The 17819-nt window shown below is 52.7% G+C and carries 18 protein-coding genes and 1 pseudogene; 6 read left to right on the top strand and 13 right to left on the bottom strand.

The features are described from left to right. Positions 1-158: 158 nt before the first annotated feature. Complete coding sequence (locus EUU23_RS10420; protein ID WP_160354054.1) at positions 159-593, bottom strand: hypothetical protein; 435 nt, start codon at positions 591-593, stop codon at positions 159-161. Positions 594-1221: 628 nt separating this feature from the next. On the opposite strand from EUU23_RS10420, the gene EUU23_RS10415 reads away from it, so the two are divergent. After that, positions 1222-2349, top strand: a complete 1128-nt coding sequence (locus tag EUU23_RS10415; RefSeq protein WP_160354053.1) for a hypothetical protein — start codon at positions 1222-1224, stop codon at positions 2347-2349. A 473-nt stretch (positions 2350-2822) separates the two neighbouring features. On the opposite strand, the gene EUU23_RS10410 is transcribed toward EUU23_RS10415, so the two are convergent. The 10 genes from EUU23_RS10410 to EUU23_RS10365 form a co-directional block, all read right to left on the bottom strand. Beyond that, the gene (locus tag EUU23_RS10410) at positions 2823-3056 is read right to left on the bottom strand and encodes a hypothetical protein (RefSeq protein WP_343032714.1); all 234 of its coding nucleotides are present in this window, start codon (positions 3054-3056) and stop codon (positions 2823-2825) included. 251 nt (positions 3057-3307) lie between these two features. Beyond that, positions 3308-4849 (bottom strand): FAD-binding protein, encoded by a 1542-nt coding sequence (locus EUU23_RS10405; RefSeq protein ID WP_160354052.1) that lies wholly within the window; start codon positions 4847-4849, stop codon positions 3308-3310. 581 nt (positions 4850-5430) lie between these two features. Continuing rightward, positions 5431-6867 carry a hypothetical protein gene (locus tag EUU23_RS10400; RefSeq protein ID WP_160354051.1) on the bottom strand — a complete coding sequence of 479 codons (1437 nt, stop codon included), beginning with the start codon at positions 6865-6867 and terminating at the stop codon, positions 5431-5433. Between the two features lie 364 nt (positions 6868-7231). Next, a complete protein-coding gene (locus tag EUU23_RS10395) occupies positions 7232-7405 on the bottom strand; it encodes a hypothetical protein (RefSeq protein ID WP_160354050.1) in 174 nt (57 codons plus the stop codon). Between the two features lie 184 nt (positions 7406-7589). Beyond that, positions 7590-8471, bottom strand: a complete 882-nt coding sequence (locus EUU23_RS10390; protein WP_160354049.1) for an aminoglycoside phosphotransferase family protein — start codon at positions 8469-8471, stop codon at positions 7590-7592. Between the two features lie 239 nt (positions 8472-8710). Then, positions 8711-9232, bottom strand: coding sequence for a CPBP family glutamic-type intramembrane protease (locus tag EUU23_RS14355; RefSeq protein WP_160354048.1), 522 nt, complete (start codon positions 9230-9232; stop codon positions 8711-8713). Between the two features lie 374 nt (positions 9233-9606). After that, positions 9607-10596 (bottom strand): GSU2403 family nucleotidyltransferase fold protein, encoded by a 990-nt coding sequence (locus EUU23_RS10380; protein ID WP_160354047.1) that lies wholly within the window; start codon positions 10594-10596, stop codon positions 9607-9609. A gap of 589 nt (positions 10597-11185) precedes the next feature. After that, positions 11186-11494, bottom strand: coding sequence for a TehB-like domain-containing protein (locus EUU23_RS10375; RefSeq protein ID WP_160354046.1), 309 nt, complete (start codon positions 11492-11494; stop codon positions 11186-11188). Beyond that, the gene (locus tag EUU23_RS10370; RefSeq protein ID WP_160354045.1) at positions 11494-11940 is read right to left on the bottom strand and encodes a hypothetical protein; all 447 of its coding nucleotides are present in this window, start codon (positions 11938-11940) and stop codon (positions 11494-11496) included. The genes EUU23_RS10375 and EUU23_RS10370 overlap by 1 nt, the downstream gene beginning before the upstream one ends. Positions 11941-11943: 3 nt before the next feature. After that, positions 11944-12393: a group III truncated hemoglobin gene (locus EUU23_RS10365; RefSeq protein WP_160354044.1), complete on the bottom strand. Its 450-nt coding sequence runs from the start codon at positions 12391-12393 to the stop codon at positions 11944-11946. 80 nt (positions 12394-12473) lie between these two features. Between EUU23_RS10365 and EUU23_RS10360 the strand changes: the two genes are divergently transcribed. Beyond that, positions 12474-12944: an RrF2 family transcriptional regulator gene (locus EUU23_RS10360; RefSeq protein WP_160354043.1), complete on the top strand. Its 471-nt coding sequence runs from the start codon at positions 12474-12476 to the stop codon at positions 12942-12944. A 137-nt stretch (positions 12945-13081) separates the two neighbouring features. Here EUU23_RS10360 and gstA read toward each other — a convergent pair whose 3' ends face one another. Next, a complete protein-coding gene (gene gstA, locus EUU23_RS10355; RefSeq protein WP_160354042.1) occupies positions 13082-13684 on the bottom strand; it encodes a glutathione transferase GstA in 603 nt (200 codons plus the stop codon). A 34-nt stretch (positions 13685-13718) separates the two neighbouring features. Further along, positions 13719-14783 carry an NAD(P)H-dependent flavin oxidoreductase gene (locus tag EUU23_RS10350; protein ID WP_160354041.1) on the bottom strand — a complete coding sequence of 355 codons (1065 nt, stop codon included), beginning with the start codon at positions 14781-14783 and terminating at the stop codon, positions 13719-13721. A 297-nt stretch (positions 14784-15080) separates the two neighbouring features. Between EUU23_RS10350 and EUU23_RS10345 the strand changes: the two genes are divergently transcribed. The 4 genes and pseudogenes from EUU23_RS10345 (at position 15081) to EUU23_RS10330 (ending at position 17803) form a co-directional block, all read left to right on the top strand. Then, positions 15081-15431, top strand: coding sequence for a winged helix-turn-helix transcriptional regulator (locus tag EUU23_RS10345; RefSeq protein ID WP_218939585.1), 351 nt, complete (start codon positions 15081-15083; stop codon positions 15429-15431). Positions 15432-15651: 220 nt separating this feature from the next. After that, positions 15652-15938 (top strand): annotated as a pseudogene (locus EUU23_RS10340) (integrase core domain-containing protein); the annotation flags it as partial. A gap of 647 nt (positions 15939-16585) precedes the next feature. Continuing rightward, positions 16586-16942, top strand: coding sequence for a toxin-activating lysine-acyltransferase (locus EUU23_RS10335; protein WP_160354039.1), 357 nt, complete (start codon positions 16586-16588; stop codon positions 16940-16942). 171 nt (positions 16943-17113) lie between these two features. Then, positions 17114-17803: a TetR family transcriptional regulator gene (locus tag EUU23_RS10330; protein WP_160354038.1), complete on the top strand. Its 690-nt coding sequence runs from the start codon at positions 17114-17116 to the stop codon at positions 17801-17803. Positions 17804-17819 lie beyond the last annotated feature (16 nt).

The following is a 17819-nucleotide window of genomic DNA, read 5'->3' as shown; positions in this document are numbered from 1 at the left end:
ACGTGCCATAATCGTTGTTCTCTGGGCAACCAGGCGGCATTCGACAAACGCATTTCAAACGCTGAACGCCAGCAATGTTGTCTGTCCGAACAGGCCATTTTCAATGTCTCCAGACCATTGTTCCAACGGCTGAATGTTGTGTTTAGCTGCCGCGACAATCAATCTTTGGCGGATTGATGAACTGTCTGTTTCTGGCCATGCAAAACACACTGCGCTTCAGAAAGCGAAAAAATAATACCGCCCAGAAAGCCCCCGATGACGTAAATTGTTGTCGGGACCGTATCGAACCTAATGCCGTTTAACCCGATGCCGAAACCCCTCGACCAGTCTTCGGGGAGGAAGGCCACCACAAGGATTATGCTAATCACGCCGACCAGCGCGTCGACCAACATTCGACTCTTGGCCGCAGCCATTCGCATGCCAACCAGAGAGCCGCCGAAAATAACCGCGAATGCTATCTTCGCAGCAGGCGAAACCTCATCGGCGACTTGAAAAGTATCTACAAAGACGTTTGTGCCGGCCGCAAGCGGCGAGAGTGACAACGCCGCAATTGAGAGACTTGGCAGGTATACCGCCGTCGCCCAGCCAACCACCCAAGCTGCGAACAGACATTTTGGTGCCAAGGGCCGCGCTGATTTCATAACATTATTCTAGCACGCCTCCATGTTAGGTCGAACATTTTCAATGTCCGCAATGTTGTCGTGTCCGGACAGGCAAGTTTTGATCGAACGAGAGCGAAAACGGACGTTCGAGCATAGACGCAACCTGCTGGCAGATTCCGCTAACTTTTCAGACGTTCGTTAAGCCTTTTGCGTTTTGCAAAACCTGCCATTCGTTCAACTCGCATTTTCCTACTGCCTACGACTGCTTCTGTGGACCAGCTTTACAGGTACCAACGGCTGGAAAGTTGTGGAAAGCGGACTTTCAGCTACGGGCTGGAAGCAGCCCTGCTGATGGCATAAGATGACGATGGAGGAGATGTCAGTGCGTTCCTAAAGAAGTTCGTTCCCACAAGTCAGCATAGATGCGCGGACGCCCGTTTCCATACAAAGCGCAATTGTGAAGCGGTACCATAGGTCCGGATTAGGCGGTTCTTAAGATAGTGAACCAAGCCCTCTAGGATGAATAGGCCACCATGGTCGTCCGCTCAATGCCTCGCGTTCTCGACAGCGTGACAGGCCGATGTTAAATAACGAATTCATCTGAGATCGGAGCAAAATTATGTCGGTAGACCGTCGTGCGTTCCTAGCTGTCGCTGGTTCGACCCCAATTTATGCCAAAACCGCGTGGGGATCGACTCCCCCTTTTCGAATTCCTATTAAGCTGACCGACACGCGGGTGCTGGTCGATTGTACGATCGGGCCGCACGGCCCTTTTAGCTTTGTTTTTGATTCCGGAGGTACGATCGGACTGATCGAATTAAAACTGGCCCAGCAACTAAAGCTCAAACGACTTGGCTCCAGTTTTCTCGGGCTCAAACAGGGTCGTAAGGCATATCCGATTTTCATCGTTCCTGATCTGGCATTCGGCAACACAGTGCGGCAGCCCGTATCGACGATCGCAGGAGTTGATGTTGTGAACTTTGGGGAAGGCGCGGTCGGATCAATTGCCGCTGGGGCACTCACAGCTGGCGATTGCGAACTCGATTTTGAAGCTAGCGAATGGCGTATTTATCGTGATGGCTTACCAGACCGGAGCAGCTGGACCCGGTTTCCTGGCGCCATATTCAAATACGGCAATGTTAATGGGTCAGCCTTCATTGCCGCTGACGCAATGCTAGAAGGCCGGATGCTTCGATTCGGACTTGATACCGGCATGCCGTCAGCAATGCGGATCTATCGCAAGGCCGCGGAGCAAGCGGGGCTTTGGGACACACCACGTTGGTCGCCGACGGCGCCAAACGGCAAAGGTCGAATGGTTCGCGCCACATTGACCTTGGCTAGCGTGACAATGCCTGATGTGATCGTCACCGTTATCGATGACCCTGAGTGGGATGTATTTCCCAACGGCGTTATCGGACTACCCATCCTTCGCCGATTTAATATGGCAACGGCATCTAATGAGCAAACCTTATTCCTTAAAAGTAACGCGCTTCCCGGACTGCCTGCCCGATATAATCGTGCGGGCATCTGGATAGATCGCGCCGGCTCTGACGCCAAAATCATGGTGGTAGGTCCCGGAAGCCCTGCGGCGAAAGCTGAACTGAAAGCCGGCGATCGCTTAGTTGGTGTCCAATTTGAGAAACTCATCGACAGAATGTTTGAACCTGCCGGAAATGAGCTAGCGCTAACGGTCGAGCGGGCGGGAACGCGTCGTGAAGTAACTTTGCAGCTGCAGGATTTTCTGTAACGTCTGCCTAAATGCCCTGTTTTATCGAACCTAAATGCTGGTGCACACAGCTGGAATGTTGGGGAAGGCGGACATATTGAAAAACTCGCTGCAAAGATTAGGGCTGCAAAGATTAGGCTTGGCAATCATCTGAGTTTTTTATGCCCGGCAGTAAAACAAGGATCAAATCCCCTACGACGTAAGCGACCAACACAAATGAATTGGGTTCCCACGGGTCTCCCGTCAGGTAATTGAGGAGTGCGCTTCCTGCGAGATAGATAAGAGCAAAGCCGACAAACGCGATAGAACTGCGAAAGAAGCGCGACCGCATGTCGTCATTTATTGATGATTTCCGTTTCATCGCGAAAACTTACCCAATTTTGCTACTGTCCGTAACGTTGTCCCATCCGGACTGTCTGCTGTGGCGACATTGTTGTCGTGTCCGGACACGCCGCTTTCGGGGGAGATTTCCGGTACTGCGATGCAGATGAAGCCTAACGACTGAAGGCCTCTATTTCGCTGGCCTCAAGTGCCGGTTGCGCGACCAATTCATACCATTCGTGTCGAAAGCCGGGAAGCCCTTCAATGTGGCTGACAAGCATATCCCAGCCGACTATTTCCTCTTGGGACGTCCACACTGCATCGCGCACGACCACGTCGCAGCAAATCAGGTCAGTGGTAATCTCGTCACGCTTGTAGAAAGTGACTTTATCAATATCGGTCAGCACCAAACGTGAAAGTAATTCAGTGTCGATTTGAGCGATCCAACACTTCTAATCCCTAGATCGAACGTCAGCAATGCTATTGTGTCGGGTCTATCTGCTTTTGGCAACGTCAACTTGCCGCCGGTATTGCTGGAATGATGTGGAAAGCGGACTGGCAGCTTTCAGGGCACTAATTGGGAAAACTGCCGTTTCTCCAAATCGAAAACCCACGGGACATGTTTGGAGGCGATGGTAGTCAGAACCATCAAATAGAGCTAGCGCGCCCGCACCGTATGATGTCCGGCAAAGAACGAACGCGGATCGTAGCGTCGTTTGACAGCGGCCAGACGCGGGTAATTAGCGCCCCAATACGCGCGTTGCCAATTCGTTTCGAAATAGTCCGCTTCCGAGATGTAGCAGCCAGCAGCAGGATCAAGTGCGACAATGGGTGCCATTGCCCGACGGACGAAGGCTGCTTCCCGGCGACCTTCAGCAACGTCAGGCTCATACCCGGCGATGCCCGGATAGGCAGGCGGGGCATCCGCGGCACAGATCAACAGCGCGAAGGCGTCAAGAACCTCTGGGTTGGTCGCAGTCTCACGCGTGGCCGATAGCGCCTCTGCCGAACCACCTGCCAATCCCTTGTTAGTGTGAAGCCCCACACTCCACTCACGGCTCGCGTCAATCAACGCGTTGACCAGTGTATCGAACCGCGCAGGTTGCAACCAGGAGGCAGCGAGCCAGCGTGATTGATAAGCGTTAAGAACCTGCCCGACTTCGCCAAGGTTCGTGGCCCAGAACAGATTGTCGGGATTGGCTGCTGGCCGGTCATCGGCCAACGTGATCCCCGGCAATTTACGCAAAAAGTCCGGATCCCAAAAACTGCGGCCGGGCAGAGCAAGAATGAGCGGCTCGGCACCCAGTTTTACACGGCCAGCTTGCGCCGCGATCCAATCGAAAAACGGAGCCCAAGTGGATCGCATTTCGCTTTCGCTGCGAGAATGGCACAGCATTGAAACCGATAGGCGGCGTTTTGGCATAAAGCGGATTTGTTCGCCCCAGTTAGGATTGTGAAGCTTCTCGCGGTAGAAAAGAAGCATCTGCTCCACCAGTGCCTTCCAAGCAGCATCGTCTGTAGCACTGGCTTCGAACATAATCGCGCCAAAGGTATCAGGCAGCGGATGCGTGCGGAGCGTCATCCGGGTTACAACCGCGAAAGTGCCGCCTCCGCCCCCGCGAAGGGCAAAATAGAGATCGGGTTCCTGCCACGCATTGACGATGCGCACGACGCCATCGGCCGTAACAACCTCTGCCTCGACCAAGTTGGCAGCACCCGTACCAAACTGCTTAGAGAAGCTACCGAAGCCTCCACCTTGGATAAAGCCTGCGGTACCGACCGTCATGCAACCTCCGCCTTGAACATAGCGGCCATGATCGCGAGCAACTTTGCGGTACAGTTCTCCCCATAGCGTGCCTGCGCCGACTGACACAGCGGGGATAGCCGTTTCGGCTGGCGAACCTTGCGGGCGAAAACTATCGTGAAGCTCAATGCTCCGAAGACGCTTAGTCCAGATAAGCAGAGAATCTGCTCGGTTCGAATTGCCAAAATAGCTATGCCCGCCGCCTTTCACGACGAGAGGAATTTTGTTGGCAGTAGAAAAACCGATCGCGGCGGAGATATCTTCCGCACATTCAGCAGCAACCGCCATCAGGCTCGGTCTGCTCGTCCAGGCGTCGATCCAGCCTAGCGTTTGGGTGAGTCCGGGTTCGTCACCGATCCAGTAAGGATTCTTTAAGCGCCGAAAGACCTCTTCCACTTTGGTTCGACCCTGTTGTGCCAAAACCAATGGTGACTCTATGGGAATCAATCGCGAGCCGACTTTCTGCCGGAGTTGGTTCCAGTCAGGTACTGCCGGAGCAGCAAAAGATTGAGATGGGACAATCGACGCCAACGCTCCTGTTGCGCACGTTGACTTCAAGAAATCGCGTCTATGCATCATCACCCCCCATGCCTGCGCAGCGTGAAGTGCCGCCAAGCGCAGCTAACTGCAAGATACTCAATGCGCGGAATAAAGCGTAAATTGGTGTCAAAGGCGATAATAATCTGCATGCGGATCCAAATGCCGCAATTGAACTAACTCCGCGTATGAATTTACTTCCGCTATGTTGTCGCAAACGGAACGGCAGCTTTTCGGTATTTCAACCCATAAGCGGACAGTCCGTTAACGGCCCAGAAGCTGCCCCCGGGGTAACATCCGTTTGCATGGCAAGTTTTGGGAAACATAATCGTGACCGGGAATGGCCTATTTAGGGTGGGGTCCGGAACGTCCGGTTTTAGATTTAGATCGGAGGAAGCTGCCGTTGCTCTTGGTCACGATTTTCGGTCAATAATATCAGGCTATTTCGTGCGCAAAATCTCCAATACCTCATTTTCAAAATCCTTGCCGAGCTGTTCGGCCCGCCCAACGTCTCCTCGACGAATAAGCTTAGCCTTCACGGCCAGATCGATTGCGGCTTTGGGTCCGCCAATTACGATAAGGGTTTGATCTTCGGTCGGAAGAGGTAGCAAGCCGAATTCTGGCTTTTGGTCTGCAAGAACGGAATCCAGTAATTTCAGAGCGGCATCCACGTCGTACCAGTCGCCCAAATTGTTGGCTTTAATGCTGTATCTCTTTCCATTGAGATAGGCGCGCAACTCGTATGGGCCTACATCATCAGATGGAGCAATCTCTTCGAAGACGGCGGCATCGAGTGCGGGGCTGGTAAGTCTTGCCAAATTCCTCAGAAGTGAGTCATGACCGTTGGGAAACATGCCCGTCTCGACATCGAATCCGTATCCATAACCGGCTTCGAGTAACATAATTTCCACAGAATCAGTCTCAATAGCCTCGACATCAAGGCTTGCGACTCTTGAGAACCCCATTCCCGCAAGTCGATCCTTGCTCGTCTGAATAGCTGCGATTGATGGTTTCGGCGGATCTTTTCCTGGCTCCATTCCAGCCAAAGGGTCAGAATTTGAGCACATTGGATCTGTCGACTTACGCAGACACACTTCCTGTGCGATGCGCTTGCCTTCAGGATTATTGCTCCTCAGGAATGCAAGCGCCACGTCGTCCTTCCGTTTCGTATCTTGGAGGCCCTTGTAGATTGACAAGAGAGCGGCTTCGGCTCTTGCGCTCTTTTGTTCGATTATCGTGAACGCCGCACTGCGCGATTCATGGTCCTTACCATTGAGAATTATGTCAGCCGCCGCAGATGCCAATCGATCATCATATGGAACAGCTATGCCTTTGCTTGCAGGCCCCTGGTAGGAATCGAAATAATCCAGAACGGCGCGATTGGGTGTGTCTTTGCGCAAAACAAGAGCGCGATCTTCTGGCTTGAAACAGTCTCTGACGAATGATCCAGCAACCGCCATTCTCATCGCGGATTCCGGCCCCTGAATTACAGGTCGTGCCAAAGAACAGAATTCTTGAGCTGAGGTTTGAAATTCCAGTAGGTCATACCAGCGGTCAGACCACGCTGATCGTTGTCCGTTCGGCACGGACAGGCTAGCGATCTCTAAGCGGCGGAACATCGCTGGTTGGCCAAATGACAAAATGTCCACGACATGCGATTGCGGAGGAAACTTTACGCTGCCTTCCGCCCAACTATCCATCTCAGCGATTGTCATTGGGAGTGAAGCATTGAAGCGGGCTGGCAAATCCATTTTTTCGGTCTTGACGTGCGAGCTTGAAGCCGTTTGTGCGCCACAGGGAGTGGTTGTGAGAATTGCGATGCCGAGGATAAACGTTCTGAATAGCGGCAAGGCGCCACATGTTAGAGTTTTGCCCACGATACCCCCTCACATCAACAGCCCATCGAAACACAATTCCTATCGGTATGTTTGGCCAAGCGCAAAGCAATCGTTGTAGGGCGCTTGATGTTATCAAGATCAGTTGATTGCCTTAACTATGTCTCGGCAGTGCGACGCCGCTGCCCGCAGCTTGTTCAAATGAACGTCCGGTTTCAGGAACGCGAATCTCGCTTCTAAACGGCTGAAATGTTGTCGGTTGCTGAAAGGCAGCTTTTGGCAAAAACTAACCAAAGCTGCCGGTCCGGTACCAGGTGCCTGCCGCATCACCAGGAATGGCTGATGATGGGTGGAATGCTGATATTCTATACTGGTACAATGCTATCGCAGCGAGTGCAGAAATGTGTCAGTCGGTGGAGATTTTTCCCCACCGACTGACACTGTAAATAGTCCAGACGGTTGAAAGTAAAATAACAACAGGAACACCCGCGCCGTCTTTGCCTTGACCAACCACAAAACCGACCCCAGCGATTGCAAGCGCCATCGTGAAAAACAAAATGAACTTTGGATTGCTATTCATCGGCCAAAATCTCCACGTGCCACATCAATGATAAACCGAATTACACAGAAAGCAAATGTAAGCAAGATTGTCATGTCGCACCAGTCTGGTGTCGGTGAAGTCAGCCTGCTGCCTGCATGGCTGTAATTCGTCGTGTCCAGAAAGTCCGCTTTTGGGTCTGATATGATCAAAAGCGGACGACAATTCAGCCAAGATCGAAGTCGCTACAAACCTCTGCCAATGTCGATCGCGCCATTTCGGTCATCAACGAATTTCTCTCACGATAGTACGCCAAGGCGATGAGCGCGGTTGACACAGCCCAACCTCGCCCCCTGCGGAAGTCGGCTTCATTGGCACCTGTTGCAGACAGGAAAATGCGGCGCGATGCTGCTGTGAAGCAGGTCCATGCGGCCATGAGGTCACAAGCCGGATCGCCCGCTGCCATAAGGCCAAAGTCGATCACGGCAACCAAAAGCCCATCACGCACAATCAAATTTGAGGCCTGCAGATCGCCGTGAAGCCACGCAGGTTCGCCCGACCAGATTGGGGCATTCAGAGCATCATCCCATGCCGTCCGCACCGCTTCTATTCCCGGTTCATCGTGAAGTTGCGCCAGCGCACTGCGAACGCTCGTGTCTCTCTCGATAAGCGGGACACCACGATACCCGTTTTCCTGCCCGCTTGCCGGACCGCCTGAAGTATTTATGACCCTCATCGCAGCGACAAAGCCCGCAAGAAGTTCGGCCGCGTCTGCGTTGTCGAGATCACAACGTGCTGCGCTGGAACCCGTTATCCAGTTGTGCACGGACCATTGCCAAGGATAGCCTGAACCCGGCGACCCTAATGCACGCGACTCCGGAATTTCGAGAGGAAGCTTCGCCGCGAGGTGCGGGAGCCAGTGATGTTCACGTGCTGGCTGTCCCGATGCCCATTCAACTTTGGGCAGTCGAGCCACGAGGGATTCGCCGAGCCGGAAAATCGCATTATCCGTTCCGGTAGAAGTGACGAGCGAGACGGGCAGATTTGCCCAAGTTGGCAGCTGCTCTTTCAATAACTCTCGAACCAATGAAGTCTGCGTCGAAACCATAACTGTGGCAGAGTGTCAGACGAGCGTTTCTATTTCAAGATTAGTGACGACACGCCAATGTCCGCGTCTAGGAAGCAACCATTCCAATTCGAATGTCCACAATGTTGTCGTGTGCCGCTTGGCGGCTATAGCACATTTGTTGTGGAAAACGGACGCTAAGGCACGCTGCCCGTGCCGAACCGAATTACCTTGCCACCGATGACGTAAAGCTGATTTGCTTGTGTCGATCGGCTTACTTTTTAGGGTTCGGAACTTCCAGAAAGCAGGACGACGAGATTCCATGCGGCATGCAAAGCCCAAGGCAGATACACCGAGCCGCTCTTCCATCTAATTAAACCCAGCAGCACACCCGCCACCGCAATGGAGAACATGGCCCAAGCATCGTAGGTTGTGTGTAGGACGGCCCAAAAAACGCTGGGCCCAATCACTGCTACTTTGATCCCCCAAGTATGCAACAAGCTGGAGAATAAAACACTCCGACAGAATAATTCCTCTAGCAAAGGTCCCAACAGCACGGCGAGTATCACGAGTTGAAGAGTCGTGTACTGCTTCATCCACTGAAGCATGTCTTCGTCTATCTCGGTCGGGTGTAACGTGTCCACCGTAAAGACCAGGCCGTCCCAAGTTAGAAGCGCCGCAATCCATGGCCAAGCACCCCTCCATTTCGGTGCCCTAAGACCAAGATCGAGTTTGAAGCATAACGCACAGATCACGATGAGGGCGATTAGCACTCCAGTGCGGATGACCTCTGCTGCAAACACTGCGCGAGGTATACTGGATGGAATAAGCCAAGCAAGCCTACTTTCATCGTGGGAGCGGTGACCGAAATATTGCCGAGATGTTTGAGTAAGGCCCCCATGAAAGGTTGACGCCACTCTTCTATGTCCGCAATGTTGTCTGTCCGGACAGGCAGGTTTCAGGGCAAAAGCCTAGAAAGCCGACATTCAAGACGAGGCAAAGCTTGATCGCAGAGGTCGCTAACTTTATTGTCTTTCGAACGCACTTAATTGATAGCCAAAACCTGCCGTACGTTTAGCAAGCTTTATTGACAGATTGTGTGCCATGCGAGGACGAGACGTGGAAGGTCGAAGTTGAAAAATTGCGGCGCCCATCAAACTTGAAGCTTGTGTCCTCGTCATCCGCGTGTCGGCTTTTGTGCCTCCCAACGTTCAAAATAAGGTCTCAAAGCAGCGGGCAGTTCGTCATAAAAGACATCGTCGAGCGGGTAATGTCGCATTGTCAGCCATACCGCGTCAAGCAAGGCGCTGCCTTGCTTACGATCCTTACCCTTTTTTTGCGGGTCTCGTTGCGGCTTGTCAGCGAGCCAAAGCTTTTGCAACGCGAACCATCGAGGATCGGGCACTACTATGCGGGCTGCTTCGCCGTCGCGCACGCCGACCACGCGATCAACCCGCCTACCGTTCAAAAGCCACTCTTGCTCGGGCAGCGGAATGGGTCGGGGCCTGTCCTGCGCAATCTGGCCGCCGATTCGACTTGGAGCCGAGAGTATCTCTACTTCATAGGCTTTGGCGTTGCGTGCTTGGAATGGCCGCTCGGTGTTCACCGAGTAGGTCATGTCGGCTTCTTTAAGAACCTTCCACAGCGTCGATCGGTCCGCCTTCGTGTCGAGCGCGGTCAGCGCCATGTCGAAGTCAAGAGTGGCATCGGGTGCATCGCGAATGAACCCATTCGCTTCCATTGCATAAGCAACCAAGGCATTGGTGCCAACCACCATCGCCTGCTCTCCGAGAAAATTTAGGCGATCAGCTTCGCGCAGGATTTTACCTGCTTCCGTCGGAAGCATAGGAAGCCGCAGCGCGCGATAGAGGCTAGCTTGTTCCCTGAGCGTCTCCCTGGCTCGTGTGAGCCGATCTTTTAGTTCTGCCTTGTCGGCCTTGTAATTGTCGAACTCGTCTTGTTTTGCAGGATCAAGCGCCCCTTTGCTCTTCATAGCTCCGCGACGATCGGTAACTTCATAGAGATATTCCCGTCCGGAAACCTCTTTGATACGCATGTTGTAGGGCATATCGTTCAAGGTGCGCAGCGCGCTCATCCAAACGTCGTAAGTTTGTTCCAAGTTTACGACAACCCTTGCTTGCTCATCGGTAAATGGCTGGAACATCATATCTTACCCTGCGAAATTCATATTTCGCACTTTGCAGGATAAACATTGAAATTGCAATCATTACCCTGCATTTTACACAAGACTAAAATTGCAGGGTAAAATGTGCCGTATTCTGGTAACCTCGGCTAACAAAGCCGTCGTCTACTCAGCCAATCGGGCGTCACGAAACCTGCCATTCGTTCAACTCGCATTTTCCCACTGCTTATGACCGCTTTTGTGGACAAGATCAGCAGTTCCAATGGCTGTAATGTTGGGGTTAACCGACGGCAGGTTTTAATGAGCCGCTAGACATGCGTGAACGGCTGGAATGTTAGTCAAGCCTGTCCCGGACACTATGTCCGCAATGTTGTCGATTACTGTCCGGCTGCTTTTGGTTGTTGTTGTCTATAGCCGCCCGTCCGCCCACAAACGTCATCCGACCGCTCGCTAAGGTCTGATTAGTTGTGGGAAGAGGACTGTCAGCTTTTAAACCAAATGCGAAGAAACCTGGTTCAACATGAGATAAATCTGGATGGTATCCCGCCAACCGACGCTGAAACTGCGGGTGGACGGTTACTGCAAACACCATTTTGATAAACGGTTGCTTGGTTCAAACTGTCTGGCCTTCGCGGTAAAACGATAAAGTCATTGCAACCGGACCGTCGGGAACCAGATGATGCAGTACAAGCGGCGGCACCGTCAGCTCCATACGGGCCTCTAGCGTTATGGCAGGTTTGGCGCTCTCATCGTCCCACACAAAGTCTATCTTGCCGCTCAGGATTTTGATCACTGCCCAGCTACCGGCTTTGAGTTGATGCTGTCCCTTTAGCCCTGTCGGAATTTCGTCAGTGTTCCATGGGCCAAGCGTGCGGTAGCATGCGGCATTCACGGGTAGCGTGTAACCTTGCACGTGGGACATCAGAAAATCATCGCTCGGAATATGGCCATAGTCACGCCAAACAGCGCAAGACATGCGGGGATGGTCAGAACTTGGCCGACGACAGCCCCTTTATCCATCGAGCCAGTGTAGGTCGCCAATGGCCCAAGTCCGCGCGCAAAAAGTGAAGTCTGTTCAGGCCTATTCTGGTTGAACAGCACCGATGCCACACCGAAATATATGAGTGTGTACAAAATGCTTATGATGATCACAAAGATCGTCCCGTTATCGCGCGCTGTTGCCGCGATGAGGCCAGCAAAAAAGACGATATAGCCCGCAAACATCGTGATCCAGATAGATTTTGGCATTTCCAGATCCGTCTTTTCTGGCTGCACAATATCACCGGTAGAACCTGGCGTTACAAAAATTGTGCTATGGTCTGTGAGCGTGGCACTGGCCTCCGCAGGAAGGTCTTTTTCATAGAACATGATCTATCCTCTCACTTTTGCAGGAAATTTGATGCCATCACGGTGAATGTGGATTCCGAGCAGCAAGCTCTCCGCGATCATTTCGGCACGTCCGTAGACGCGAGTACTCGCCTCTTTAGAGCTCCCTATTTCGTCGAGTGTTTCTGCGAACAGTTTGAGCCAGTGGCTGAATTCTGGATTATCGATTTTGGTAATTGCGACGTGCTTCGTCATCGGATTTCCAGAGAATTCACCGGTTTTGAGCATGATTGAGCGCCAGAATTTCTTCATGTGCGCCAGATGGTGCGGCCAGTCGCTGATCCGTTGGGCAAAAATCGGACCAAGCATCTCGTCTGCCTGAATGCGCGCATAAAATCGCTCAACCAAGCTTGAAATGAAAGCATCATCGATCCCGATATCATGCGCTTCATTGACAGCATTTCGGCGTGCGGCGGCGATAAACGGGTGGGTCATGTTCGCGACTCATTAAGTGGTATATGAAATACACATTTAAGATAATTGCACCCAAAAGCAATATATAATATACTGCTTTAATGAGATTGAGCCTGCACACCGATTATGCGCTGCGATTGTTGATGTTTCTGGCTGTGAAACAACAGCAAGCATCTATCGACGAGATCGCAAAAGCTTATGGCATTTCGCGCAATCACTTGATGAAAGTGGGGCAGCGCCTAACCGAACTTGGCTATGTTACAGCACGACGTGGACGCGGAGGAGGGCTGACCTTGTCGCACTCACCCGAGAGCATAAATGTCGGGGCATTGGTACGGCAGGTTGAAAGCACGCGGGCATTTGTTGAGTGTTTCGATCCTGAAACAAACCAGTGCCGGGTGACGGGGGGGTGTGGTCTTCAAGCTGCACTTTCGCTTGCGCTTGGTGACTTTATGGTTCGGCTGGATAAGTATAGTTTGGCCGATCTAGTGCCAGTTCCCAAAAAATTTCTGGACCGGCTTTCCGCAGTGTCGCTCTATCCTGTTAGCGGGGCTATTAACGACGATGGATGATCTGGCCAACGCGCCGGTGTCTGTCGTCAGCACCCAATGTACTGACGACGGTAAATAGAAGATTTGGAGGCACGAGCGGCGAATTCCGCTTTGCGTAAGGGGTGGGCCAAATGCGGCGCTCGCGCCTCCATCAAGGGTCAGGCTTCCGATGCAAGCGCGGCCTGTACCCCCGATCTTGCTCCCACTCTGCCCATCCAGCTGGAAAGATATGGCCAATGGTCGAGTGTCATTCCCTGGAACGGTCCCCAGCGTGTAACGGCAAAGCCGTAACTGTCTGCTGGCGTGAATGTCGCGCCCGCCAGCCATAACCGTCCGTCGGAAAGCTGAGCGTCCAGCATCGAGAGCTTTGCGGCAACTGTTGCGAATGCTGCGGCCCGGCCTTCATGCGAGGTTGCCGGGTTGAAGAGCGGACTGAATGCCTTGTGCAGTTCGGACGAGATGAAATTGAGCGTTTCCTGGACACGCGCCCGTTCGACGGTGCCGACGGGCGGCATCAATCCCGCGCCCGGAACCTGGTCGGCAAGATATTGAACGATTGCCACGCCTTCGGTCAGGATGGTGCCATCGTCAAGTTCGAGCGCAGGCACTTGCGCTTTTGCCGTAATCTGCTTGAAATCTCGTCCGTCTTCGAGCTTCTTGGTATCGAGATCGACGCGAACCAATGCAAAATCGGCACCGAGCTCTTGCAATATGATATGCGGCGAGAGCGAGCAGGCACTGGGAGAGTAATATAGCTTCACTTTATTTTCCTTTCTTGGGAGGGGGAAACGATATTCAGAGTTCTTCGCGGATTGCAGCAACCAGCGCAGACGCGGTGCGGTGCTTGAGCAGAGGGGCCGCCTGACCCGCATATAGCGAGACAAAATCCTCGATATTGGCTGCCATGGCTGCTGCTTTCAGCTTGCCGACAAACCAGCCGTGAATCGGGAAGGGAGGCAGTTCACCGGCGCGCTTGTCGAATTCCGCAATAACGCGATTGGGGATGCCGCGCGCAAGCCGACCCGTGTAAGAACGCGTCAGGACGGTTCGCTGCGTCCGCCCGGAGAAGAGCACTTCACGGTGGATGTCGGCGGTCCCCGATTCCTTGCACGCAATGAATGCGGTGCCGAGCTGCGCGGCTTGTGCGCCCGCCGCAAGTGCCGACCGAATACCCGTCGCATCTGCGATTCCGCCGGCTGCAATAATTGGCTTTTTTGTTTTCGTAACTGCCAATCGCACAAGGACTGCCGTCCCCATAAGGCTGGCTTCGGCGCTCTCGATGAAGGAAGGGCGATGACCGCCCGCCTCAAACCCCGATGCCACCATAGCATCCACGCCCGCCGTATCCAGCGCCTCAACCTCTGCAGGCGTCGTTGCTGCGCCGATTGTGATTATGCCGGATTTGCGACATTTCTCCAAAATTGCTGCGGAGGGGATGCCGAACACAAAGCTGAAAGCGTGGGGCCTCGCCTCGATCAACGCATCGATCTGGTCCTCGAATCTCGGGTGGTAGTGTTTTGGCGGTTCTGGCTGCTCAAGTCCAAATTCACGGAAATAGGGTTCGTAAATCTGCCAGGCGCGATCAAATGTCTCGACAGACATGTCGTCGCCGCCTTGATCGTGATCTGCGACCCACAGGTTAAGGGCAAACGCGCGATCAGTTTGCGCCTTGATTGAACTGACAACGTCACTGATACCATCACCGTCAAGACTATGCGCGCCGAACGACCCCAATCCACCATTCTGCGCAACGGTTGCTGCTAATTCTACAGTCGATAAGCCACCGCCAAACGGGCCCTGGACAAGCGGGAGGTCAATCCCAAGCACTTGGGAGAACGAGGTTGATGTGTCGAGTTTCATTATGCCCTCTGGTTGGACTTGAGCGGAATAGCCGCGCGAAGCGATTCCGCGGATTATGGTTGGTTCGCGTTTGTCACACAGAGTTCTGATCTGCAGGAGTGGAACGAAAGCGGGGTTCGTTTCTTCGCGAGTGGTCATTTAACTTGGTCATTGGTTAGGCTATGCGCCTGATGTATAACTTCAGCTTCCTGTTGATTACGATTGGTAACCAGATATATTCCGGATACCTATGTGGCAAGTGGGCGCCGGCTTTTTCCGGTTACCCCACAGTAACCGGGGGCTTATATGGCTTTGAAAATGCGTAAAAACCGCGCTGAGGATATCGAGCCATTATGCCCATTGGGCGAATGCATGCAGCTCATTGGCGGACTGTGGACGCCTAATATCATCTGGCATCTAAGCGGTGGAGCTCGGCGGTTTAGCGAGCTCAAACGCGATATTGGGAAAATTTCGGCGAAGATGCTGACAACACGGCTTCGGGAAATGGAGATGGCGGGGGTGGTCGAGCGTTCGGTAGTTCCGACTTCGCCGCCGTCGGTAGAATATCAGTTGACGGATCTGGGTGAGGAGCTGATGCCCGCTATCAAATCAATCGTTTCGGTAGGCAAGCGATTGAAGATCCGCAACGGCGTGGCTTGGGATTATTAAATGTTAGAACGGTCAAATTGTCGCCGCCAGCTTACAGTCTTTTAAATGGCGATCCAGTCACATCTGAAACTCCTTAGCATGATACCGACTTAAAGCCAGGTGAGTCCTGCAATCAGCTTGGCTGAGGTGGAACTTGCTGCGTTGTTATCTTTGCAGGCAATCCAGAGTGACTGTGTAACGGAATTGGTGTGCAAATGATCGAAGGTAGGAGTGAGCGCTTCACGGCCTTGAGTTTATGGCAACCGCCGTCAAGGAATGGCTGGTGTAGATCGGTGTGCAAACGCTTTACATCATGCCCGGAAGTCCTTGGGAGAATGGCTATTGTGGATCGTTCAATCGCAGCCGGCGCGGCGAGCTGTTCATTGGCGAAATCTTTTACAGCCTTGCCGAAGCGCAAATACTAATCGAGGCATGGCGACGACCTACAACACCGCGCGCCCGGATAGCTATCGCCCGCCCGCCTCAGAAGCTGTCCTCTGGCCAGTGCGGCCCTCCGGTTCTTCGGCCAGCACTGGCGAAGACGGTGATCCAGCACTCACAATAAATACGGATCACTCGATGGGAGCCGATCACTTTCCGAAACATAAAAACCTTTCCGACGGCAGGATTTTGTGGCGCAGCCAATTAGGCAATGTTGTGATTATCACTCAGAGCCAATCACCGGGCCGACGTAATTTTGGATTCTGCGGTCTGAAAAGGATTTTGGATTGAGGGCTGGAGAACTCGACGTTTTGGACCTGGCAGTACGCCTGCGCCTGGAAAAGGCCGATTGGGCCGCACAACGATGAATGACACATGCAGATGTCGAACCGGCCGAAGCAGTATTGCAATACGGCCAAAAAAAATCGACGCCTGCATCCAAAATGCCCTGCCACGCAGTAATAGCAATATACCGATGTAAAACTCCCAAGTCGGCGCGCATGAGAGGATAGGCTTACGTGACGTGTGACCAAACTGAATATATGTCACCAGGCCAGACGAATTTGGGTATTATTGTCTAGTTTTCGTTGAATTACCGGAGCAAAATTATGGCTTTACCGACTTCAATAGCAAATTTCGCCAATGCAAAAAATACCATTAAAATCTTCGACGTGCTGCAGAAGAAATAAATAAGGGGTTCAAGCAAAAATAGAAACATTCATGAACATTTCTATTTGTTCCGGGATGATTATCGCCCTGTTGCACTGGCAATATGGGCTGGATGTAATGCAGCTGCGGCTGCGAAGCTAGGGGCGGAGATGATCGAACCCCAAAACAGGTTGAGCTTAGATGAATGGAATTCAGGAGATCCGATATGGCTGGTCGATATGATCGTACCGTTTGCTGACAATATCAATAAGCACGGAGAGCATGTTTTTGCAGATTTAGTGTCGGGGCCTTTGGCAGACGAGGCGCTTCACTTTCATCAAACGGATATGGCGCCAAGCAAGCGGACATCTGCCGCAGTTGCAGCCGATGCCGGCGAAAAGTCTCGTGCTGCGGTAGAAGCTGCTGTGATTAAGGCCGCCTAAAATGGATCAAAAAATTCTTGCATCCGGATCGACCCGTCGGGCTAGGCCTCTCCTGGCTGACGCAGATGCGATACGCACAGAAGCGTGCACTGTCATTTCGACGTGCTTGTCAGTCTGTGCTTCCTCGACGACAACTAATCGTGCAAATAAATTTGGCGACTGGATTTCTGCGTGACCGAGGGTGTTGCAAGCTTAAACTCCACCGCTGCTCTTTATCGGTCAGAATACAAGCGAGTGGGCACGCGCCGGACTCGCGGCGAACTGCGTAACGAGATTCTCGATGCAGTGCGTCGCGCGCTCCGTGCCGGGTCATACGAGACGCTGTCGATGGAGCATGTTGCAGCACATGCTTCGATTAGCAGGCGCACTCTCTATAATCTTTTTGTTGATAAAGATGATTTGTATCGCAGCTCTTGCGAGCGACTGCTGAAGTCCGTCTCCGATATAGTTACCGAAGATGTACCCGATAAAATGTCACCATTAGACGGCATGCGGTTTTTTTTGGCCTGTTGCATCGAAGTCTATGAGAGCGATGCAGCGAGGGACATAATATTGTCGGTCGTCAGAGACGGCGCGCACCAGCAGTGGTTAGTTCAAGCATATCATCGTGACATTCACGACCGGCTCGTGCGCGCATGCGAGAATTTTATCTTGAAGCAGACTCGCCACTCGCCGCTCCCACCAGATGTACCCCGCTATATATCTGAGCAGTTGGTCGGCTCTGTCAAATCACTGACGATCGGGCCACATATTTTCGGCTATGTCCGGCAACCTCTACCGCCGACACATGAGCGGCTTGAAGTCTTGGCAAAGGCGTATGCAGCAATCCTGTTACCGAGATCCAATTCGGCCACAGGATAAATGAATAGATTTTAAA

This window comes from Sphingorhabdus profundilacus (assembly GCF_009769755.1).
Taxonomy (GTDB): domain Bacteria; phylum Pseudomonadota; class Alphaproteobacteria; order Sphingomonadales; family Sphingomonadaceae; genus Sphingorhabdus_B; species Sphingorhabdus_B profundilacus.
Note: the sequence above shows the minus strand (reverse complement) of the source record. Positions and strands in the feature narration are given on the sequence as shown.

What these genes read in the sequence shown, in the direction of transcription:
- EUU23_RS10345 (WP_218939585.1), top strand. Translation starts at nt 15,081, where the DNA reads ATGCGTAAAAACCGCGCTGAGGATATCGAGCCATTATGCCCATTGGGC.
- EUU23_RS10365 (WP_160354044.1), bottom strand. Translation starts at nt 12,393, where the DNA reads ATGACCCACCCGTTTATCGCCGCCGCACGCCGAAATGCTGTCAATGAA.
- EUU23_RS10415 (WP_160354053.1), top strand. Translation starts at nt 1,222, where the DNA reads ATGTCGGTAGACCGTCGTGCGTTCCTAGCTGTCGCTGGTTCGACCCCA.
- EUU23_RS10390 (WP_160354049.1), bottom strand. Translation starts at nt 8,471, where the DNA reads ATGGTTTCGACGCAGACTTCATTGGTTCGAGAGTTATTGAAAGAGCAG.
- EUU23_RS10380 (WP_160354047.1), bottom strand. Translation starts at nt 10,596, where the DNA reads ATGATGTTCCAGCCATTTACCGATGAGCAAGCAAGGGTTGTCGTAAAC.
- EUU23_RS10350 (WP_160354041.1), bottom strand. Translation starts at nt 14,783, where the DNA reads ATGAAACTCGACACATCAACCTCGTTCTCCCAAGTGCTTGGGATTGAC.
- EUU23_RS10395 (WP_160354050.1), bottom strand. Translation starts at nt 7,405, where the DNA reads ATGAATAGCAATCCAAAGTTCATTTTGTTTTTCACGATGGCGCTTGCA.
- EUU23_RS10370 (WP_160354045.1), bottom strand. Translation starts at nt 11,940, where the DNA reads ATGTTCTATGAAAAAGACCTTCCTGCGGAGGCCAGTGCCACGCTCACA.
- EUU23_RS10360 (WP_160354043.1), top strand. Translation starts at nt 12,474, where the DNA reads ATGAGATTGAGCCTGCACACCGATTATGCGCTGCGATTGTTGATGTTT.
- EUU23_RS10375 (WP_160354046.1), bottom strand. Translation starts at nt 11,494, where the DNA reads ATGTCCCACGTGCAAGGTTACACGCTACCCGTGAATGCCGCATGCTAC.